13 protein-coding genes are annotated in these 17,823 nt (G+C 30.4%); 8 read left to right on the forward strand and 5 right to left on the reverse strand.

What is annotated here, in order from left to right; all coding sequences use genetic code 11:
• The coding region (asnB, locus tag ABYI63_RS11070; RefSeq protein ID WP_372756412.1) for an asparagine synthase (glutamine-hydrolyzing) at positions 1-1,912 on the forward strand (1,912 nt) is incomplete at its 5' end.
• A gap of 257 nt (positions 1,913-2,169) precedes the next feature.
• On the opposite strand, the gene ABYI63_RS11075 is transcribed toward asnB, so the two are convergent.
• On the reverse strand, positions 2,170-4,191 hold the full coding sequence (locus ABYI63_RS11075; RefSeq protein ID WP_372756413.1) for a hypothetical protein: 2,022 nt from the start codon (positions 4,189-4,191) through the stop codon (positions 2,170-2,172).
• Positions 4,192-4,902: 711 nt separating this feature from the next.
• Between ABYI63_RS11075 and ABYI63_RS11080 the strand changes: the two genes are divergently transcribed.
• The 7 genes from ABYI63_RS11080 to ABYI63_RS11110 all read left to right on the forward strand — a co-directional run bounded on the left by ABYI63_RS11080 (position 4,903) and on the right by ABYI63_RS11110 (position 13,187).
• A complete protein-coding gene (locus tag ABYI63_RS11080) occupies positions 4,903-6,075 on the forward strand; it encodes a glycosyltransferase family 4 protein (RefSeq protein ID WP_372756414.1) in 1,173 nt (390 codons plus the stop codon).
• Positions 6,076-6,097: 22 nt separating this feature from the next.
• On the forward strand, positions 6,098-7,138 hold the full coding sequence (locus ABYI63_RS11085) for a sugar-transfer associated ATP-grasp domain-containing protein (RefSeq protein WP_372756415.1): 1,041 nt from the start codon (positions 6,098-6,100) through the stop codon (positions 7,136-7,138).
• Between the two features lie 6 nt (positions 7,139-7,144).
• Positions 7,145-8,428 carry a CoF synthetase gene (locus ABYI63_RS11090; RefSeq protein ID WP_372756416.1) on the forward strand — a complete coding sequence of 428 codons (1,284 nt, stop codon included), beginning with the start codon at positions 7,145-7,147 and terminating at the stop codon, positions 8,426-8,428.
• Between the two features lie 133 nt (positions 8,429-8,561).
• A complete protein-coding gene (locus ABYI63_RS11095) occupies positions 8,562-9,242 on the forward strand; it encodes an acetyltransferase (RefSeq protein WP_372756417.1) in 681 nt (226 codons plus the stop codon).
• Between the two features lie 286 nt (positions 9,243-9,528).
• The gene (locus ABYI63_RS11100; protein WP_372756418.1) at positions 9,529-11,313 is read left to right on the forward strand and encodes a NeuD/PglB/VioB family sugar acetyltransferase; all 1,785 of its coding nucleotides are present in this window, start codon (positions 9,529-9,531) and stop codon (positions 11,311-11,313) included.
• 136 nt (positions 11,314-11,449) lie between these two features.
• A complete protein-coding gene (locus tag ABYI63_RS11105) occupies positions 11,450-12,523 on the forward strand; it encodes a hypothetical protein (RefSeq protein WP_372756419.1) in 1,074 nt (357 codons plus the stop codon).
• 46 nt (positions 12,524-12,569) lie between these two features.
• Complete coding sequence (locus ABYI63_RS11110; protein WP_372756420.1) at positions 12,570-13,187, forward strand: sugar transferase; 618 nt, start codon at positions 12,570-12,572, stop codon at positions 13,185-13,187.
• Positions 13,188-13,236: 49 nt separating this feature from the next.
• Here the strand turns inward: ABYI63_RS11110 and ABYI63_RS11115 are convergent, their stop codons facing one another.
• The 4 genes from ABYI63_RS11115 to ABYI63_RS11130 form a co-directional block, all read right to left on the reverse strand.
• Positions 13,237-14,928 (reverse strand): carbamoyltransferase, encoded by a 1,692-nt coding sequence (locus ABYI63_RS11115; RefSeq protein WP_372756421.1) that lies wholly within the window; start codon positions 14,926-14,928, stop codon positions 13,237-13,239.
• 203 nt (positions 14,929-15,131) lie between these two features.
• Positions 15,132-15,815, reverse strand: a complete 684-nt coding sequence (locus ABYI63_RS11120; protein ID WP_372756422.1) for an HAD family hydrolase — start codon at positions 15,813-15,815, stop codon at positions 15,132-15,134.
• A complete protein-coding gene (locus ABYI63_RS11125; RefSeq protein ID WP_372756423.1) occupies positions 15,799-16,764 on the reverse strand; it encodes an ATP-grasp domain-containing protein in 966 nt (321 codons plus the stop codon). The genes ABYI63_RS11120 and ABYI63_RS11125 overlap by 17 nt, the downstream gene beginning before the upstream one ends.
• A gap of 101 nt (positions 16,765-16,865) precedes the next feature.
• The gene (locus ABYI63_RS11130) at positions 16,866-17,822 is read right to left on the reverse strand and encodes a hypothetical protein (RefSeq protein ID WP_372756424.1); all 957 of its coding nucleotides are present in this window, start codon (positions 17,820-17,822) and stop codon (positions 16,866-16,868) included.
• Position 17,823 lies beyond the last annotated feature (1 nt).

Below are 17,823 nucleotides of genomic sequence, written 5' to 3' on the forward strand. Positions count from 1 at the left end.
GACAATGTGCGGAATAAATGGATTTATATCAACGAAACCCCTTAGTGAAAATCAATTAAAAAAAGATATAACGCTAATGAATGATTTGATTATTCATCGAGGACCAGATGATGATGGGGTTTATTCATTTTCTGAAAAGAATTTTTCTGTAGCAATGGGAATACGAAGATTATCAATAATAGATCTTAGCTCAGGCAATCAACCAATGTATTCAGACGATAAACAGATAGTTATTGTGTTTAATGGCGAAATATATAACTACAAACAATTAAGGTCTGACTTAGAGGTGCTTGGTATACGCTTTGTAACACAAAGTGATACCGAAGTTATATTAAGAATGTATGCCTATTACGGAGAAAATTCTTTTAAAAAATTGGATGGTATGTATGCTTTTAGTATTCATGATAAAACTAAAAACAAAGTATTCATAGCTAGGGATTTTTTTGGAGAAAAGCCCTTATATTACACTAAGAATAATGATAAATTTATATGGGGATCTGAATTAAAATCGATAACTAAACTTTGCAAGTCTGTGCCAGGTATTAATAAAAAAGGACTGAATTTATTTTTTAAACTAACTTATATTCCAGCACCTTTTACAATTTATGAAGGGATTAATAAACTACTACCAAATCATTATTTAACCTACGACCTTTTATCAAATGAAACTTATTGTAAACCAATTGATGAGCAAACAGATACAGTTATTAATAATATGAGTTTTCAAGAAGCTAAATCTGAAGTAAAAAAATTAGTTAGAGAAAGTGTTGAAAGTCGCTCGGTTTCTGATGTACCTATAGGAACTTTTTTGTCTGGCGGTGTTGACTCTTCTATTGTATCGTTGTGTTTGTCTCAAATAACCTCAAAAAAAATAAATACATTTTCAATAGGCTTTGATAAAAAATCCTTTGATGAAACAGATAAATCTCAAACTGTGGCTAAATTAATTAATAGCGACCACCATGAATTTATTTTAAATGAAAAAGATTTAGAAAATAATGTCAATACTATTTTATTAAATTTTGATGAACCCTTTGCCGACTCCTCATCATTGCCAAGTTATTTGGTTACTAATAAAACAAGTAAACATGTTAAAGTAGCCTTAACAGGAGACGGTGGCGATGAGGTTTTTGGAGGTTATAACAAATACTATATGGGTAAAATTAATCGAACTTACACAAAGTTCATACCTAAAAATATTCATAATAGTATTTTAAATTTCTCGAACGTATTGTTGAAAACTAAAAAAGATAATAGAGGTAAACGCTATAAAATTAATAGGCTACTAAACGCTGTTGATTACTCAAATGATTACTACTGGGATATTATCTCTTTAGGTTATGCTGCAAATACATTATCGGATTATTTAATGCCGGAGTTTTTAGAACAATTACCTTTTGAATATTATAAAAAGATAACCGGTATAACTTCTCCAAAAAATCTTAAGGACTATAGAACAATAGATAAAAACATGAGTCTTGAAGGTGACATGTTGGTTAAAGTGGATAGAACAAGTATGTTAAATTCTCTTGAATGTAGAGCGCCATTTCTAAATAAAAAGCTATGGGACTATACAAACACCTTACCGGATTCTTATCTAATAAACGGATGGCATAAAAAACATATCCTAAAAGAAGCATTTAAAGATGAGTTTCCAAATAATTTTTTAAATAAATCGAAAGCTGGATTTGGAGTTCCTATTGGCGATTGGTTGCGCAATTCCCTACGTAAAGATTTAGAGTTTTATATTGAAGACAAATTTTTAGATTCACAAAACATATTTCAAAAACAAAACATAAAAAAATTAGTTCACGATCATTTAAATGGTAAAGACCATACATTTATGGTATGGACATTTTATTGTTTCCAGAAATGGTTTAATAACAACGCGATTAAACCCAATACAAATTAATAATTAGTCAAAAACATAGGTAAACCTATTCTTTTTATATTTAAATCTTAAAGTCCTTTTTTTAAAATAAAGGATTTTATTTTTTTATTTAATACAAAAACATAATTACTGCTTTTAAAATATAAATAATTCTCATTCATAGATAAATTAAAATCGTCAATTGTATTCTAACCTTTATTCTAATAAAATTGAATAAAAAAGACCGCAATTAATTAACGGTCTTTTTTTAGTATATAATATGATTAAAAAATATCTATTTACTTTTCTATACAAATATTATTATTTATTATAACCGAATTGGTAAGTTGTAATCCATCTTTAATTTTAACACACGAAACCCAAGCTGCTTTAGATGTATAATACGTAATTTCATTATTAGTAAAAGTAGAATTAGGACAATCCTTGTTAATTAATAGTCCTTCTTCGGCGTACGGTGCTTCTATTTTATTTCCTGTGAAGTTAATATTTTTACCACCATTAATTATTACATTACCAAAAACATTATCAATAAGGGAAATAGAATTAGCATTTATCTGTGTAGCATGAGCTCCAGTCACGGTAGCTTTAGAGCCGGTAACGACATTATTTTTTAATATAAAATTTGCATTTTCATTATTTATTCCAGCGGTGTTAAACAAAGACAACGCCGCATCACCTCCAGCCAGTATTTCAATGGTATTGCCCTCTATTAGTGTATTAGTTATAGCGTTAACTGAAACAATACCATACTTGCTACACTTTAAAGTATTATTTTTAATAATTGCATTAGACAAGCCCATAGTGTTATCAGATGTTCCAGGTCCCAAATAAATACCATTAGTTCCACCAATAATATTATTTCTTAATGTCACTCCATTACCGGCCATAATGACACCATTTTTAATAGTGTTACCGTATATTTCATTGCCATATACAAAATTAGTTCTATAAGTATTATCAGCCGTTCCAGCAGTTATGGATCCAATATTATTATTTCTAATAATTAGACCGTCAATAGTGGTAAATGACACCGCAGAATCAATATTATTCTCTTCAAAAATCATTGGACCATTGCCATGTGAAAATAAAAAACCACCAGCTTTAGGATTAGCAACCTTATCCGTTATTTGCTGATTATTATTTCTAAAAATAATATTGTCTACACGTTCCCATTCTATTAAATTCCCACTACTATCTCTAGTCCTAACAGGCTCAGTATTAAAATCAGCAGAAGGAGCAGCCCCTTCAGAATTAGGCATATCAATACCGCCATCAATAAAATCATTGTTCGCTATTGTGACATCTGTACAACTCGTTAAAACTAAGTTAGTTCTACGTGCTCGGATAAATTTGCAATTTATTATTTGAATATTCTGTGATCTCATATGATTTGGAGCAGTATAATGTGTACTTCCAGATATTAATAAACCGTCTCCTGCTGCATCCATGAAAGTAACACCGTCAATAATTATATTCTGTCCACTGCGAATTTCCATTGTATTTAGCCATTCGTTTGTTGGTCCTGTAGATCCATCTGAATCAACATAACCAGAATTATAATTATGTTGCTCACGCTCTCCATGCAAATAACCACCTGTTATTTTTATATTTTTCTGTTCTAAAATACACAATAAATTTGCTCTAAAATGTCCATTTGGCTGCATTCTTAAATGAGAATTATCTGTCATAACTAAATTGAAATCAGATGGAATATTAATAGCTCTTACAGACGGAACTCCTTTGTTTATTGGTCCATCAACTTTGAAATAGGCATCAAGTTTGTCTATCTTAAAAGTAAAAACCCCAATCGTTTTAATATCAAAAAATAGTTTTTCCAAAATAATAGTATTATTTAAAGCTACATCGTCCGTAACTTCACCCTCCACAATCCCCCAACGTTTAGGGTCAAAATCAAAAGTAGTATCTTTCATCTGTGGTTTAGACCCTGCTATGGTTAAAGTAGAATTTAAAAGTTCCCCAGAAACCACATTGTTAGTTCCAAAATTAATGGTTCCATTAATAATATCCCCACCATCATAAACAATAGTCACACCAGCTGGTAAAGTAATGGTTTGTCCTCCTAAATCCATAACACAATTAATAACGATCGTTGAATTAGCAGTAACATTATCTAAATTAAAATCACATGGGGTGGTTGTAGGCGTAATAGTTTCTGTATCAGTATCATCTGGTATAGGTTCTTCTCTAACATCTAATACCGGTTCAACAAACAACTCTTCGTTATTACATGATAGTAATAGGATTAATACTAAAAACATGGGCTTCATAATCAATTTCATAGGTATAAGATTTAAGTACGTGAAAATTTTATTTTTCAAAATTAAGTTAATTTTTAATAATATCGACAAAATGACGTGTATTTTCGATTAAGTGTAATTTTATTATGAAATCAATTAGTTAAAATACATTTTTTATCGATAATCTGTTTTTGTTTAAAGCATATACGTCGTTATAGGCTACTTGGACTTTTTATACTTTATTTTTTAAAAATGCAAATGTATACAAATAATGACATAATCCGTAACTAGCTGTGAATAAGTGACAATAACTTAATAAATACACCCAAATGGTACTAAAATCTTAAAATAATGCTGGAAAATAAATTTTTACTCATTCATAATTTTTTGCAATTATAAAATAACGGCATCGTTTAGGCAATAGCCGCCACTTTCTATATGAAGGATTTTAAAAACAAAGTAAATAGTGGTAGTTAAAAAAATAGAAAAAACGGACAAAATTTATCAGAATTTTATATAACAAACCTGTAAAAAATGCAGTTAAACAAACAGATTATACAAATACGAATATCAATTAAAATCAACCTACTTAAAGCTATAAAACAGCTTAGTCTTACAACCTAAGCTGTTTTTGTTGAAACTACATCCAGCATCCATACCCCCACTTTAAAAATCTAACAGTCTACCTTCTAATATCTATTATCTACCTTCTAATTAAATACTTTCATATATTTGTTTTCAAAACATCTTGTAATGCCTACAATTCAAAATAAAAATAAAATAATTAGAATTACCACCGTTCCGCTATCATTAAGTGGTTTATTACAAGGACAACTGCGATTTATGTCGCAATATTTTCACGTTTTAGGTGTGTCTTCAAAAGGCAAATCCAATGAATTGGCACAAGTCACCCGACTGGAAGGTATTCCAACCTTTGCTGTTGAAATGACTCGAAAAATAACACCTTTTAAAGACTTAGTAGCCGTTTGGAAATTATACAAACTATTTAAGAAAGAAAAACCACATATTGTACACTCACATACACCAAAAGCGGGTACACTTTCCATGTTCGCTGCTAAATTAGCTGGAGTGCCACATCGTTTACACACTATTGCTGGATTACCATTGCTAGAAGCCACAGGAGCTAAGCGGTGGCTATTAAATACCGTTGAAAAATTCACTTACGCTTGTGCCACCAAAATATACCCAAATTCTTACGGATTGAAAGCGATTATTCTGGAGCAAAACTTTACTTTTAAAGAAAAACTCAAGGTTATTGCTAAAGGAAGTTCCAATGGTATTGATACCAGTTATTTCGACCCACATTTAAATATCGATTTAACAACTAAAAATAACCTTAAAAAACAGCTAAACATTGCTGAAACAGATTTTGTGTTTGTATTTATGGGACGTCTTGTTGGAGATAAAGGCGTAAATGAATTAATTCTGGCGTTTAATAGATTATGTGAAAAATATGAAAATATTAAATTGCTTTTAGTGGGCACCTATGAAAGTGAATTAGACCCTTTGAATGAAGAAGTACTAGCCATTATTAAGACTAACAACTTTATTATATCCACTGGATGGATAGATGATGTACTACCCTATTATGCCATAGCCAATGCCCTAGCATTTCCAAGTTACAGAGAAGGTTTTCCAAATGTAGTTATGCAGGCTGCAGCAATGGAATTACCATGCATTGTAACCGATATTAATGGTTGTAATGAAATTATAAAGCATGAAGAAACTGGCATTATAATACCTGTTAAGAATGAATTAGCTTTATATAATGCCATGGAATTCATTTTAAATAATAAAGCATTTGCCAAAAACATGGGGATAAAATCTCGCGTTTTTATCAAAGAAAATTTCGAAAGGCAGGTTGTATGGAATGCCCTATTAGCAGAATATAACAACCTAAAATAACTAATAGATTTTAAAACGCCTAATGCTTCAAAGAATAAAGTATTTAAACGTATTCATTAAAGACCCCGATAAAAAAAGGCCTTTAACTATTTTTAAAGAAATTATTCAATATAGCTGGGTGAAAAGAGTAATCCCTACCGATTACTTTCGAAAATATTTATATCGTACCGATATTAAAAATATTACAAATTATTTATCTTATAAACAGTATTACAGCATTTTACTATCAAAAAAGCTGGTTTTTCCTGAAGTATCCGCATTGTTACATAACAAGCTCTCTTTTCATTTACTTTGTGAAAAGCATCAAATAAACACACCTAAATTATATTGCTATAATATTAAAAGTCAATTTTACTACAATAATTCTTTTGTTTCAGTTGAAAACACCAATGAATTGGTTAAATTTTTTCTAAAAATATACCAAGATAACAATATCGAATCATTGTTTTTGAAACCCATAGACGGTATTGGTGGCCAAGGCTGCTTTTTATTACACAAAGACAATTTAAAAGAACAACTTATTGAAAAACAGCAACTATTGCTTAACCAAAGCTATTTACACGAAGCTTATATTATTCAGCACCCCGAAATAAATCATATCCATTCCAATTGCGTAAATACTTTGCGCATTGTTACCTACATAGATTATAATAACAAAGTACACGTGGTTTCGGTATTCATGAGGTTTGGTATAGGTAAAAGCATCACCGATAACACCCATACGGGTGGTTTTTATATAGGTGTGGATACTATGACAGGAAAACTTTCTGGTGTTGGCAGACAAGATGTGAATATGGGAGGTAAAGTGTTTACAAAACACCCCGCTTCCAATGAAGTACTTGAAGGTTTTAAAGTCCCCTTTTTTAAAGAAGCTTGCCTTTTGGTACAAGAAGCCAACCTAATATTTCCTAACAGAATTGTAGGCTGGGATGTAGCAATTACAAAAACAGGCCCCGTAATTATTGAAGCCAACCACAACCCTAGCCTGCATGTATCGGATGTGGCTTATGGAGGTTATTGCAACCACCCAATCATTAAAGAAATCTTACAAGAAATAAATTAATAAACCATGAGCAATATTCGCCTCAGAGCATTTAATATAATAGAAAGGTTTATTAGTAAACAAAAAAGATTGGACGTTCTAGATGTTAAAACCATTATTGAAAATAGTTTACGGAATGATATCATTGCTAAAAAAAATAACTACTTAATACAGCTTTTAAAACATGCCTCCAACACAACAGGTTATTATAAAAATTTGTCTAGAGGAACTAACATAACTGATTTTCCTGTAACAAATAAAAACACTATTAAAAGCAATTTTCACTTATTTGAATCTAGTAAATTTAAAGGCAACAAACTTAAACTTGTTAGAACTAGTGGCTCTACAGGATTACCGTTTAAAACATTTCAAAATAAGGAAAAGGTAAGAAGAAATAATGCTGATAATCTCTATTTCTCTAAACTAGCAGGTTATTCTGTTGGTAACAAATTGTATTATTTTAGAATGTGGGATGCCTACGACAAAAAAAGCTTTTTAAACAAATGGCTAAGAAATATTAAAACTTTAGATGTATTCGATTTAAACGATGCTTTTTTCAATAAATTTGTAGCCCTTCTTTCAACCAAGAAACACCAAAAAAGCTTCATTGGCTACGCCTCTACCTTTGAACAATTATGTAAATATTTAGATAAAACCAAGTCCAAACCTATACAAACAAACTTACAATCGGTGATTGCCATTTCTGAAAGTTTGAACACCTACACTAAAGAGGCAATGAAAAAATATTTTCAAGTGGATATGGTTTCTAGATATTCCAATGTAGAAAATGGAATTATTGCACAACAATTGCCAGGTACCGAATATTTTTTGGTTAACACAGCAAGCTATTTTGTGGAAATATTAGATTTAAATACAGATACACCTATTAAAAATGGAAATCCCGGACGCATTGTTATAACAGACTTATTTAATTATGCCGTACCCATGATTCGATATGACACGGGTGACATTGGTATTATGGATGTGATTGAAGATAAAATTGTGTTGACACAAGTTTTAGGCAGAAACATAGATACGATAACAGATACCAAAGGAGATATCATATTAAATAACATCATGATGTTAGTGAACAATTACCATGAATTAAACCAGTGCCAACTTATTCAAAAATCTGCAAAAACATACCTTTTCAAAATAAATATAAAGTCAGAATTTAAAAGAGAAAAACAATTTATTGCAGATTTTAGACCCCATTTGGGATCCGATGCCATTATAGAAATTGAATATGTAAGTGAAATTCCACTAATGGCGTCTGGAAAACGACGCGTAATGGTAAATGAAATGTCTTAAAAATATTAGACATCATATATAAAAAACATCTTTTATTACTATATTTCCAAAAAAATAGTGGGTAACATAAAATTATAGAGTACAAAATTCTAAAAAAATTAATAACCCTAATCAGCCTCCAAATATTATTAACATGAGAAACACCTTAGAAAAACCAAAAGTTGTGGTTATAGGCGCTTCTGGCCACGCCAAAGTGATTATTGATATCATAGAAAGACAAAACCTGTATACCATAGTAGGTTTATTAGATTCTTACAAACCAAAAGGATTCAAAGTATTTGATTACGAAGTAATTGGATCTGAAACTATGATTCCGGAATTGCTAGATAAAAAACAAATAGAAGGTGGTATTATTGCTATAGGCGATAACGGTATACGGATATCTATGGCTAATAAAATAGCAACATTATCTCCAGATTTTATCTATATTTCAGCCATACATCCGTTAGCTGCCATTGGTAAAAACGTTGTTATAGGAGAAGGAACTGTTGTGGTTGCTGGTGCTATAATAAACACCTCTACCATAATTAAAAAACATGTAATTATCAATACGAAGGCTTCTATTGGACATGATTGTACCCTAGATGATTTTGTAAGCATAGCACCCGGAGCAACTATTGGAGGTAACGTGATCATTCAATACGGAGCAATCATTGCGTTAGGATCCAATGTATTAGGGAATTGTACTATAGGTAAACATGCCTTAATAGGTTCTGGCGCCGTTGTGACGAAGAATGTTCCTGATAATACTGTAGTGTATGGGATTCCCGCAAACAAGGTAAAGATGCGCAAGGAAGGAGATCCTTATCTTTAAAATTATCTTCAAAGTTTATTGATTATTATTATTCCTAAAGAATGGTTAATTAAAAATAACACAAGTATTTTGTCAAAAAAATCTTCCTTTAATCAATTATAATATATTAATTAATAAAACCTCACTAAATTGTTTTTATAAATTCAGATTATCACCACATTTAAATGAAAAAGTTTGTTTAAATATGTTTCCAAAAAGAGTATAAAAAGTGATTGTTTTTGTAAATTGAGTTGTATTAATAAAATCTCCTTTTATATAAAATGTTTTATAGTAAAAGTATAAATGCATGAAAAAAATATTAATCATAGGGGCTTCTGGTCATGCCAAAGTTGTTATCGATATTGTTGAAAAACAAGGTGAGTATCAAATTTTTGGTTTAATAGATTCCTATAAACAGAAAGGTGGGAAAATATATGATTATACCATTTTGGGAACTGAAGAAACCATTCCCGAAATTTCTAACACCGAAGATATTTATGGTTGTATTATAGCGATTGGAGATAATTTCACAAGAAAGAAACTTTATAAAAAAATATCTGAATTACATGCGAATATACATTTTGTTTCAGCAATTCATCCTAATGCTGTAATTGGAAAAAATGTAACTATCGGAGATGGTACTGTAGTGATGGCAGGAACTATCATTAATAGTGATACAATAATTGGCAAACATTGTATTTTAAACACAAAATGCTCCATCGATCACGATATGTATTTAGGTGATTTTTCTAGTATTGCTCCAGGAGTAACTATCGGAGGTAATGTAGAAGTAAATAAGTGTTCTGCCATATCGCTAGGAGCCAAAATCATTGAAAATGTAAAAATTGGAAATAATACGGTAGTTGGTGCTGGAGCTTTAGTACTAAAATCCTTTGGGGATAATGAAATTGTATACGGATCCCCTGCAAAAAGTATAAGATCAAGAACTGAATCCGATAGCTATTTAGGACTAATAGAAACAAATGAATTAGTGCCTGAATACAGCCTAAATTATGTAAGTATATCTACAGAAAATGATATTGAAAATTATAACAGCTTAATTCAAGAGTTTAGAGAATTCAATATGTTCTATTCAATAGAATACTGTAATCATTCTCTATCTAAAAAATTAAATTATTTTTTATTTAAAAAAAATGATGACCCATATATATTATTACCGTTTTTTTTAAATGAGATTAATTCTCCTTTGGTTGATTCTAGAACTAAATATTTTGATGTATCAACACCTTATGGCTTTAGTGGCCCATTGATTAATAAAAGAACAACAAATACCGACATAAAATATTTTTGGGAATATGTAGATAATTGGTATAAATCTAATAATGTAGTTACGGAATTTATTCGTTTTCACTTAAATAATAATCATTCGGGATATTCTGGTAAATTAATTCCAACATTAAGTAACGTACATGGTAAATTAACTGATTTTAATGAGTTATGGTTTAATTTTAAACCTAAAGTTAGAAATAACTATCGAAAAGCTATCTCAAATAAATTGCGTTCAGAAATATCTTTCGAAGTAATAACAGCAGAAATCTTAGAGATTTTTTATGATATTTATATAAAAACAATGTTTAGAAATGAAGCATCTCAAAACTATTTCCTTTCCTATAATTATTTTGAAAACCTTGTATGGAATCATAAAAACAAAATTGCTTTAATATTAATTTATCAGGGTAAAACGGCAATTTCAACCGAATTACTTATAATTAACGATGGTACCATGTACTCGTATCTTGGGGGGACACTTTCCGAGTATTTTAACTTACGTCCCAATGATTTCTTAAAAATAGAAATGATAAAATGGGGATTGAAAAATAATTTAAAATATTACTCTTTAGGAGGTGGTAGAACAGAAAACGATACTTTATATCAGTACAAAAAAACATTTTTCCCAAAAGACGAGGATATCATGTTTTATACTGGTAGAAAAATAGTAAATCACCAAATGTATTATTTATTATGTAAAGATTTCAATTTGGATTATAAAGAATTGGAGAATATACTTATAGACCCAAAAATTTATTTTCCTCTGTATAACAACAAATTAAAAGATAAAACCCCTGGATAACTTAATGTTTATAGCCTTAAATTTAAAACTTAATTATAAATTGGTTTTCTCCAATTCAACGAAGCATGATATATAAATTAACGGAGAAATATTCTATTTAAGGTATAATTGCACACATCAGGATACGAGTAAATTTATGACCACAAATAATTACACAAAAAAAAGAGAAGGCATTGGATCCTTGTTTCATGACATTGAGACCAGCTCTTACACTTGGAAGCCCATAAAACTGGACATGGAGTATGAATTATTTTATACTGGAAGACAGGCTTTTAAATTTATTTTAGACACAATCTCAGAAACACATGCAATTGAAAAAATTTGGATGCCTAGTTATTATTGCCAACATGTTACACGTTGGATAAAAAAAGTATACAATAACTTACATTTTTATGATATAAATCCATTCGAATTTGATAAAGTATTGGACTTATATGAGTTTGCTTCTAAAAATGACGTTGTTTTAATTAACAATTATTGGGGTCTCAGTGACACGGTTATTAAAAAATCTGATTTACCCATTATTATTGAAGATCATTCCCATGGTTGGTTAACAAGAAACTGCCTACATAGCAATGCAGATTATTGTTTTACCTCTCTTAGAAAAACCTTGCCAATCCCTTTAGGCGGTATTAGTTGGAAACCAAATTCTAAGTTCAATAATAGCAAACATGATTTTAAACAAGACATCCACTTTTATGAAGTTTTTGATAGGTTGCATGATGCGATGAAGCATAAAAACAGTTATAAAAATGGTTCTACGAATGTAAGTAAGGAAGATTTCTTAAAAGTTATTGAAGAGACCGAAGATTTTTTAGATGTTAATCATGAGATTATCAGCTTACGACCTCAGGATATAAAACTCTTTGACACCTTTTTAAATTATGATTTTTTAAGCCATAAACATGAGAATTTAAATATAGTTTATAAACAATTAAACAGACCTGATTTCATGCGAATAGTACAAAGAGACCAACATGTCGCCTTTGGATTATTAGTGTTATTTAAAGAAGAACGTTTATGGGCCTCACTTAAAAATCATTTAATTAGCAACGATATTTATCCATCTTTTTTATGGCCAGACAACAAACCTGTTTCCGATTGGCAGTATGTACTCAATATTCACGTTGATTTTCGATATAATGCTTCAGATATGGAATACATTTCTAACACCATAAATGAATGGATCCAAATGAATACGAAGCACTAACCATAAACGCATACTACTAAATTAATCATATTTCAAAAAAAAACGTATGAAATTATACGATACCTTTTTTAAAAGAATAATAGATGTTATACTTGCTCTTGTGGGCTTAATTTTACTATTCCCCATTTTACTTGTAGTAAGTATCGTTTTATTATTCTCAAACAAGGGGAAACCCTTCTTTTTTCAATCACGTCCTGGTAAAAACGAAAAGGTTTTTCGTATTATTAAATTTAAAACGATGAACGACCGTAAGGATGCAAACGGAGAACTATTACCATTTGATCAACGTGTAACCTCTATGGGTGCTTTTATTAGAAAATATTCATTAGACGAAATACCTCAATTAATAAACGTAGTTAAAGGAGATATGAGTCTTATTGGACCAAGACCGCTATTAATTCAGTATTTACCGCTTTATAATGAAAGACAAAAAAAACGTCATAATGTAAAACCTGGAATAACAGGATGGGCCCAAGTAAATGGCCGAAACGCAATAACATGGAATCAGAAATTTGAACTAGATATTTGGTATGTAGAAAATATTTCTTTTTTAACAGATTTAAAAATTATACTTCTAACTATAAAAAAAGTTATTATAAAGGAAGGCGTTAATAGTGATGCTAATTTAAACATGCCAACTTTTATGGGAACAGATAATGAATAAGTGTTAAATTAACTGGCTTAAATTTAACTTCTGAGCATTATTTATAACATTAATCCTTATCAATTAAAAAATCTCCAATGGCTAAATAATCTAACCCTGTAGAAAAGAAACAACGAATTGCATCTTGTGGCGATTCAACTACAGGTTCTCCTTGGATATTAAAACTAGTGTTTAATACTACGGGGACACCGGTTCGTTCTCCTAATTTTTTAATCAATTCATAATAACGTGGGTGAGACTCTTTTGTAACCGTTTGTAAACGTGCGCTCCCGTCCACATGAGTAACTGCTGGAATAACTGATTGTTTGTTTTCTAATACCTGACATACTTTAAGCATAAACGGAGCCTCAACCTCTAAATCGAAAAATTCATTTTTCGCCTCCACAATAGCAGAAGGAGCAAATGGTCGATAGGCTTCCCTAAATTTAACTTCTGCATTAATCTTGTCTTTCATATCTGGAAATGCAGGGTTTGCCAAGATGCTTCGACTTCCTAAGGCACGTGGTCCTATTTCCATAGCACCTTGAAACCAACCTATAATTTTCCCTTCTTCTAAAAGTTTTGCAGATACTTCACATATATCGTTATGTTTTGTATACTTTAACTTAGCGCCTTTTAGTATTTTCTCAATTTCTTCATTAGTATAACTTGTACCCACATAGGGATTTAAATGAACAAAATTCCTAGGTTGTTTTAAAAGCCCATTATATAAATAATAGGCAGCACCAATGGCTGTACCATTATCTCCGGCCGCTGGCATTACGTATACATCTTTAAAAGCACTTTCTCGCACGATTCTGCCGTTCATCACACTATTTAATGAAACACCTCCTGAAATAACTAAATAGTCTGCATTGGTTTTTTTATGCAGAATATCACAAATTTCAAGAACTTTATTTTCTAATACTCGTTGAAAAGCAGCAGCCACATCCATATGATGTTTTTGAAACGGTTCTCCATTTTTTCTAGGCTCACCAAATATTTTAAAAAACTTTTCAGAGCAACGTTTCCAACTCATGTTTTGATAATTGAAATAACTCAGATCGAAGGACAACTGTCCATCTGCCGTTACTTTCACCATCTTATCCACCTCCTTTAAAAACACATTAGGGTCTCCCATTGGTGCTAATCCCATGGTTTTACCTTCATCATAACTAGTTCTAAAACCACAAAACTGCGTTACGGCTTCATAAAAAGACCCTAATGAATGAGGAAAGTAGCTTTGCCCTAGGCAAGTTACCTCTATACCTTTACCATAACCCAGCCAGGTCGTTGCCCATTCTCCAGACCCGTCAATTCCAAGCAAAGCAGCTTCTTCATAAGGAGACACATAAAAACTACCCGGAGCGTGACAAAAATGATGCTGAATAAAATGCACCTCCGGTCCCGCTGCTTTACTATCCCAGTGATAACCAAACCAGTTCCAAAAACTTTTTTGTTTATTATAACCATGCACCAATTCATGGTTTATGAAGGGTTTAATAGTTTTTATGTTAGTTAAACTGTGTACTACTTTTTTACCTAAATTATGCGTGGGTTTAATGGAAACAGCAATATGGTTGATGTCATTATATCCTAACCCGGCTATTTTTAAACACCTATCAATAGCAAGGGATGGAAAACTTCTGGTATGTTTATCTCTATTTAATCGCTCTTCTTCAATGGCTGCAATTAATTGTCCATCTTTAATTATACACGCCGTAGAGTCGTGAAAATAATAATTCAATCCAAGTATAATCATTTGATAAAAAGTTAGAGGAAATTCTATTAAATATAATTATTTTGGGAGCGAAATTTGCATAATTCTGATAATTAGTGATTAAAATCCGATAAAATGCTTATCAAAATAAGGGTTAATAAAAAGGATTAATCCTACTTTATTTTGGATTAACATCTTTTGGTTGAATTCGGTATTTGAGCGTTAATTATTTCTTTGAAAAAAGTTTACTCAATATCAGATATTATTTTTTCCAATTCACTTAATTCTTTTATTATATATTTTGGTTGAATATCTGAATTGATATCAAAAGACTGCTGGTGAATATTTTTCCCGTTATCTTTTAGACAAACAGTATACCATCCCAATTCATTTGGAGCAATAAAATCCTTCTTTGTATTATCACCAATGTACATATAAGCATATGAATTACCATAAATATCACTAAAAAACTTAAAGTTTTGAATATTAGGCTTTTCTGTGCCAAATTCTTCAGAAATAATAATATCATCAAAATAACCTTCTAGTCCCAATGCTTTCAGTTTATTACGTTGTTGAATACTCCGGCCATCTGTTATTAAACCGACTTTATAAGCCTTATGTTTCACCCAAGATAAGGTCCTTTCTGTATTACTTGTTAACTTGATGTTTGGAATATGATACCTGTATTTCTTTAACAAATCTTGGATAGAGATCTCTCCTATGCCATTTAATTTTAAAATTTCGTCAAAAACATTGAGCTGCAACTTATAATAGTTCAGCATCTGTGTAAAAATTAAGTGGGGTGCTTTGTTTATTTTTATTGAGAGAAAATTGGCAATCTCTTGATAAGCAGACTCTAAATAATCCACTTCATTGTAAAGTGTATCGTCTAAATCAAAAATAACTATTAATTTACTCTTTGCGTTCATGAACAAAAATTTCTTTATCGTAACGTAACATCAATAATTGATCTTCCCAATCATCAAAATATTCAATGCTTTGGTTAAAAATATATTCCTGAATTACCCACTTGGGATAATTTGCACCAGCAGCATATGTTAAAGGAAACCCACCTCCAAACCGAGCATTTATTTCGATACCATATATAGAACTTTCATCTTTATCGACGAAAAATTGTGAAGTTAAGCACCCTATTGCCCCTGCTACATATGATAAATTTGTTTTGATAAAATTTACTAAAACATTTTTATTGGTAATGCCTTTATTAACTTCACCATCACGAACTTCTAATCGTTTTCTAGGGACAACACACTTTAAATTATGTAACTTATCATAATACAAATCACAGGTATACTCATCGTACAAATTCTTGTCCAAATATTCCAAAAACATTAAATTCGTATTGCTAAAATGATAATCTAATAATGATTCCTGCTTTTCTATAATAAAGGTATCCTCACTCCTACTTCCATCTAAGGGTTTAATAAATAAAGGCAATTTATAATCCGTTTTAGTGTATTCTTTAGCTACCATAATATTGCGCTCTCTAAAAAAAGAATGCATCATACGTTTGTTTCTACATTTGTTAATAAAATCGAAAGACGAAATTATAGGCAAAACACCATTTTGTAAAAAAACATCTTTATTCTTGGCTAAAAACAATAATTCAGTATCAATGGTTGGTATAATAAGCTTGATTTTATTAGTATCACATATTTTTAAAAGTTCTTTTAAATAATTTTTAGCAGAGACTTTTGGCAGCTGAAATGAACCATCGGAAATCTGGCATGCAGCAGATAATTTCACATTAAAATCTGTGGTCATTACTTTTGCTTCTGGTATTAAAGCTGTTAGTTCCTTTTGAAAAGCTTGTACCAAAAACACGCGCCTACCAGCCGATGTAATTAATATATTCATTAATTTTTAAAATTTTACTTAAATGATTTATCATTTAAATGTATAAAATAAACTAGTTGTAAACGGAATTTATAACACTTTTAAATACATTGTTATAAAAATTAAGGCAGTTTTTTTCTGTAATAATTTGAAATTAAATTAGCAATAATTTCTCTTCCATGATTATTCCAATGCATATCGTAAATTAAGGATGTTGGAATATCGGATTTTTTTAATTCTTGGGAGAAATCAATATAATTATAATTATTTTCTTTTAAATAACTTAAAAAAAACTCTGGCGCTTTATCAGCATCTAAAAGAAATACAAACCTAGTTTTATCGAAACCATAAGCATTTACTAAACTTTTAAAATTCTTAAAATAAGTTTCATGCAATTTTTTTTGACGAACTTTTTTATCATGTTCATTTAGCGTATTGGTAGCTGATTCCTCTCGAGAAAATAGCCTTTTTACCAACTCTCTTGGAGCGTCAAAAGCACCAATATTTTGAAAATAAACCAAAAGTTTTATTTTGCGCATGGCCTGATATTTAGGTGATTCTAAAATCATTCGATCTTGCATTACATAATATTCACTTCTTGTTAAATCGGTATCAAAATCTAAACCTATAACGGCATAATCAATCAAATCAAAAAAAGATTGATACTGATAAATTAAATGTAATTGATCTGCCAGATCATAACCTGCATAACCAAATTCATAAACTTCAATATTTTCCAGTTGGTCTTCTACTTTCTTACCTATGGAATTGTAATAGTGTTGATGAAATCCTTCTATAAATGAATCGCCTATTAACGCTATTTCTACCTTGTTTTTAGAAGGTTCATAGTTATGATAGGAATTGTAACCATTGTTATTTATACTGTATTCAGAAAAATTTTGCCTTCTATTTCCGGTTACAGAAAAACCATCCTGATTAGGCATCCACCTTTCAACACCACGATCGTCTATAATTCTAACAGGATAATCTTTAGTTAAATGAAAAACCCTAACAAAAACCTCTAAACATATTAGAATTAATACCGTATAAACACCAATTTTAATAAATAGTTTTTTCATA

Origin of the sequence: Mariniflexile sp., from assembly GCF_041583155.1 — a bacterium.
GTDB lineage: Bacteria > Bacteroidota > Bacteroidia > Flavobacteriales > Flavobacteriaceae > Mariniflexile.

Bases quoted from the DNA above. Each gene is read 5' to 3' on its own strand.
- ABYI63_RS11075 (WP_372756413.1), bottom strand. From the start codon at position 4,191: ATGAAATTGATTATGAAGCCCATGTTTTTAGTATTAATCCTATTACTA.
- ABYI63_RS11080 (WP_372756414.1), top strand. From the start codon at position 4,903: ATGCCTACAATTCAAAATAAAAATAAAATAATTAGAATTACCACCGTT.
- ABYI63_RS11085 (WP_372756415.1), top strand. From the start codon at position 6,098: ATGCTTCAAAGAATAAAGTATTTAAACGTATTCATTAAAGACCCCGAT.
- ABYI63_RS11090 (WP_372756416.1), top strand. From the start codon at position 7,145: ATGAGCAATATTCGCCTCAGAGCATTTAATATAATAGAAAGGTTTATT.
- ABYI63_RS11095 (WP_372756417.1), top strand. From the start codon at position 8,562: ATGAGAAACACCTTAGAAAAACCAAAAGTTGTGGTTATAGGCGCTTCT.
- ABYI63_RS11100 (WP_372756418.1), top strand. From the start codon at position 9,529: ATGAAAAAAATATTAATCATAGGGGCTTCTGGTCATGCCAAAGTTGTT.
- ABYI63_RS11105 (WP_372756419.1), top strand. From the start codon at position 11,450: ATGACCACAAATAATTACACAAAAAAAAGAGAAGGCATTGGATCCTTG.
- ABYI63_RS11110 (WP_372756420.1), top strand. From the start codon at position 12,570: ATGAAATTATACGATACCTTTTTTAAAAGAATAATAGATGTTATACTT.
- ABYI63_RS11115 (WP_372756421.1), bottom strand. From the start codon at position 14,928: ATGATTATACTTGGATTGAATTATTATTTTCACGACTCTACGGCGTGT.
- ABYI63_RS11120 (WP_372756422.1), bottom strand. From the start codon at position 15,815: ATGAACGCAAAGAGTAAATTAATAGTTATTTTTGATTTAGACGATACA.
- ABYI63_RS11125 (WP_372756423.1), bottom strand. From the start codon at position 16,764: ATGAATATATTAATTACATCGGCTGGTAGGCGCGTGTTTTTGGTACAA.
- ABYI63_RS11130 (WP_372756424.1), bottom strand. From the start codon at position 17,822: ATGAAAAAACTATTTATTAAAATTGGTGTTTATACGGTATTAATTCTA.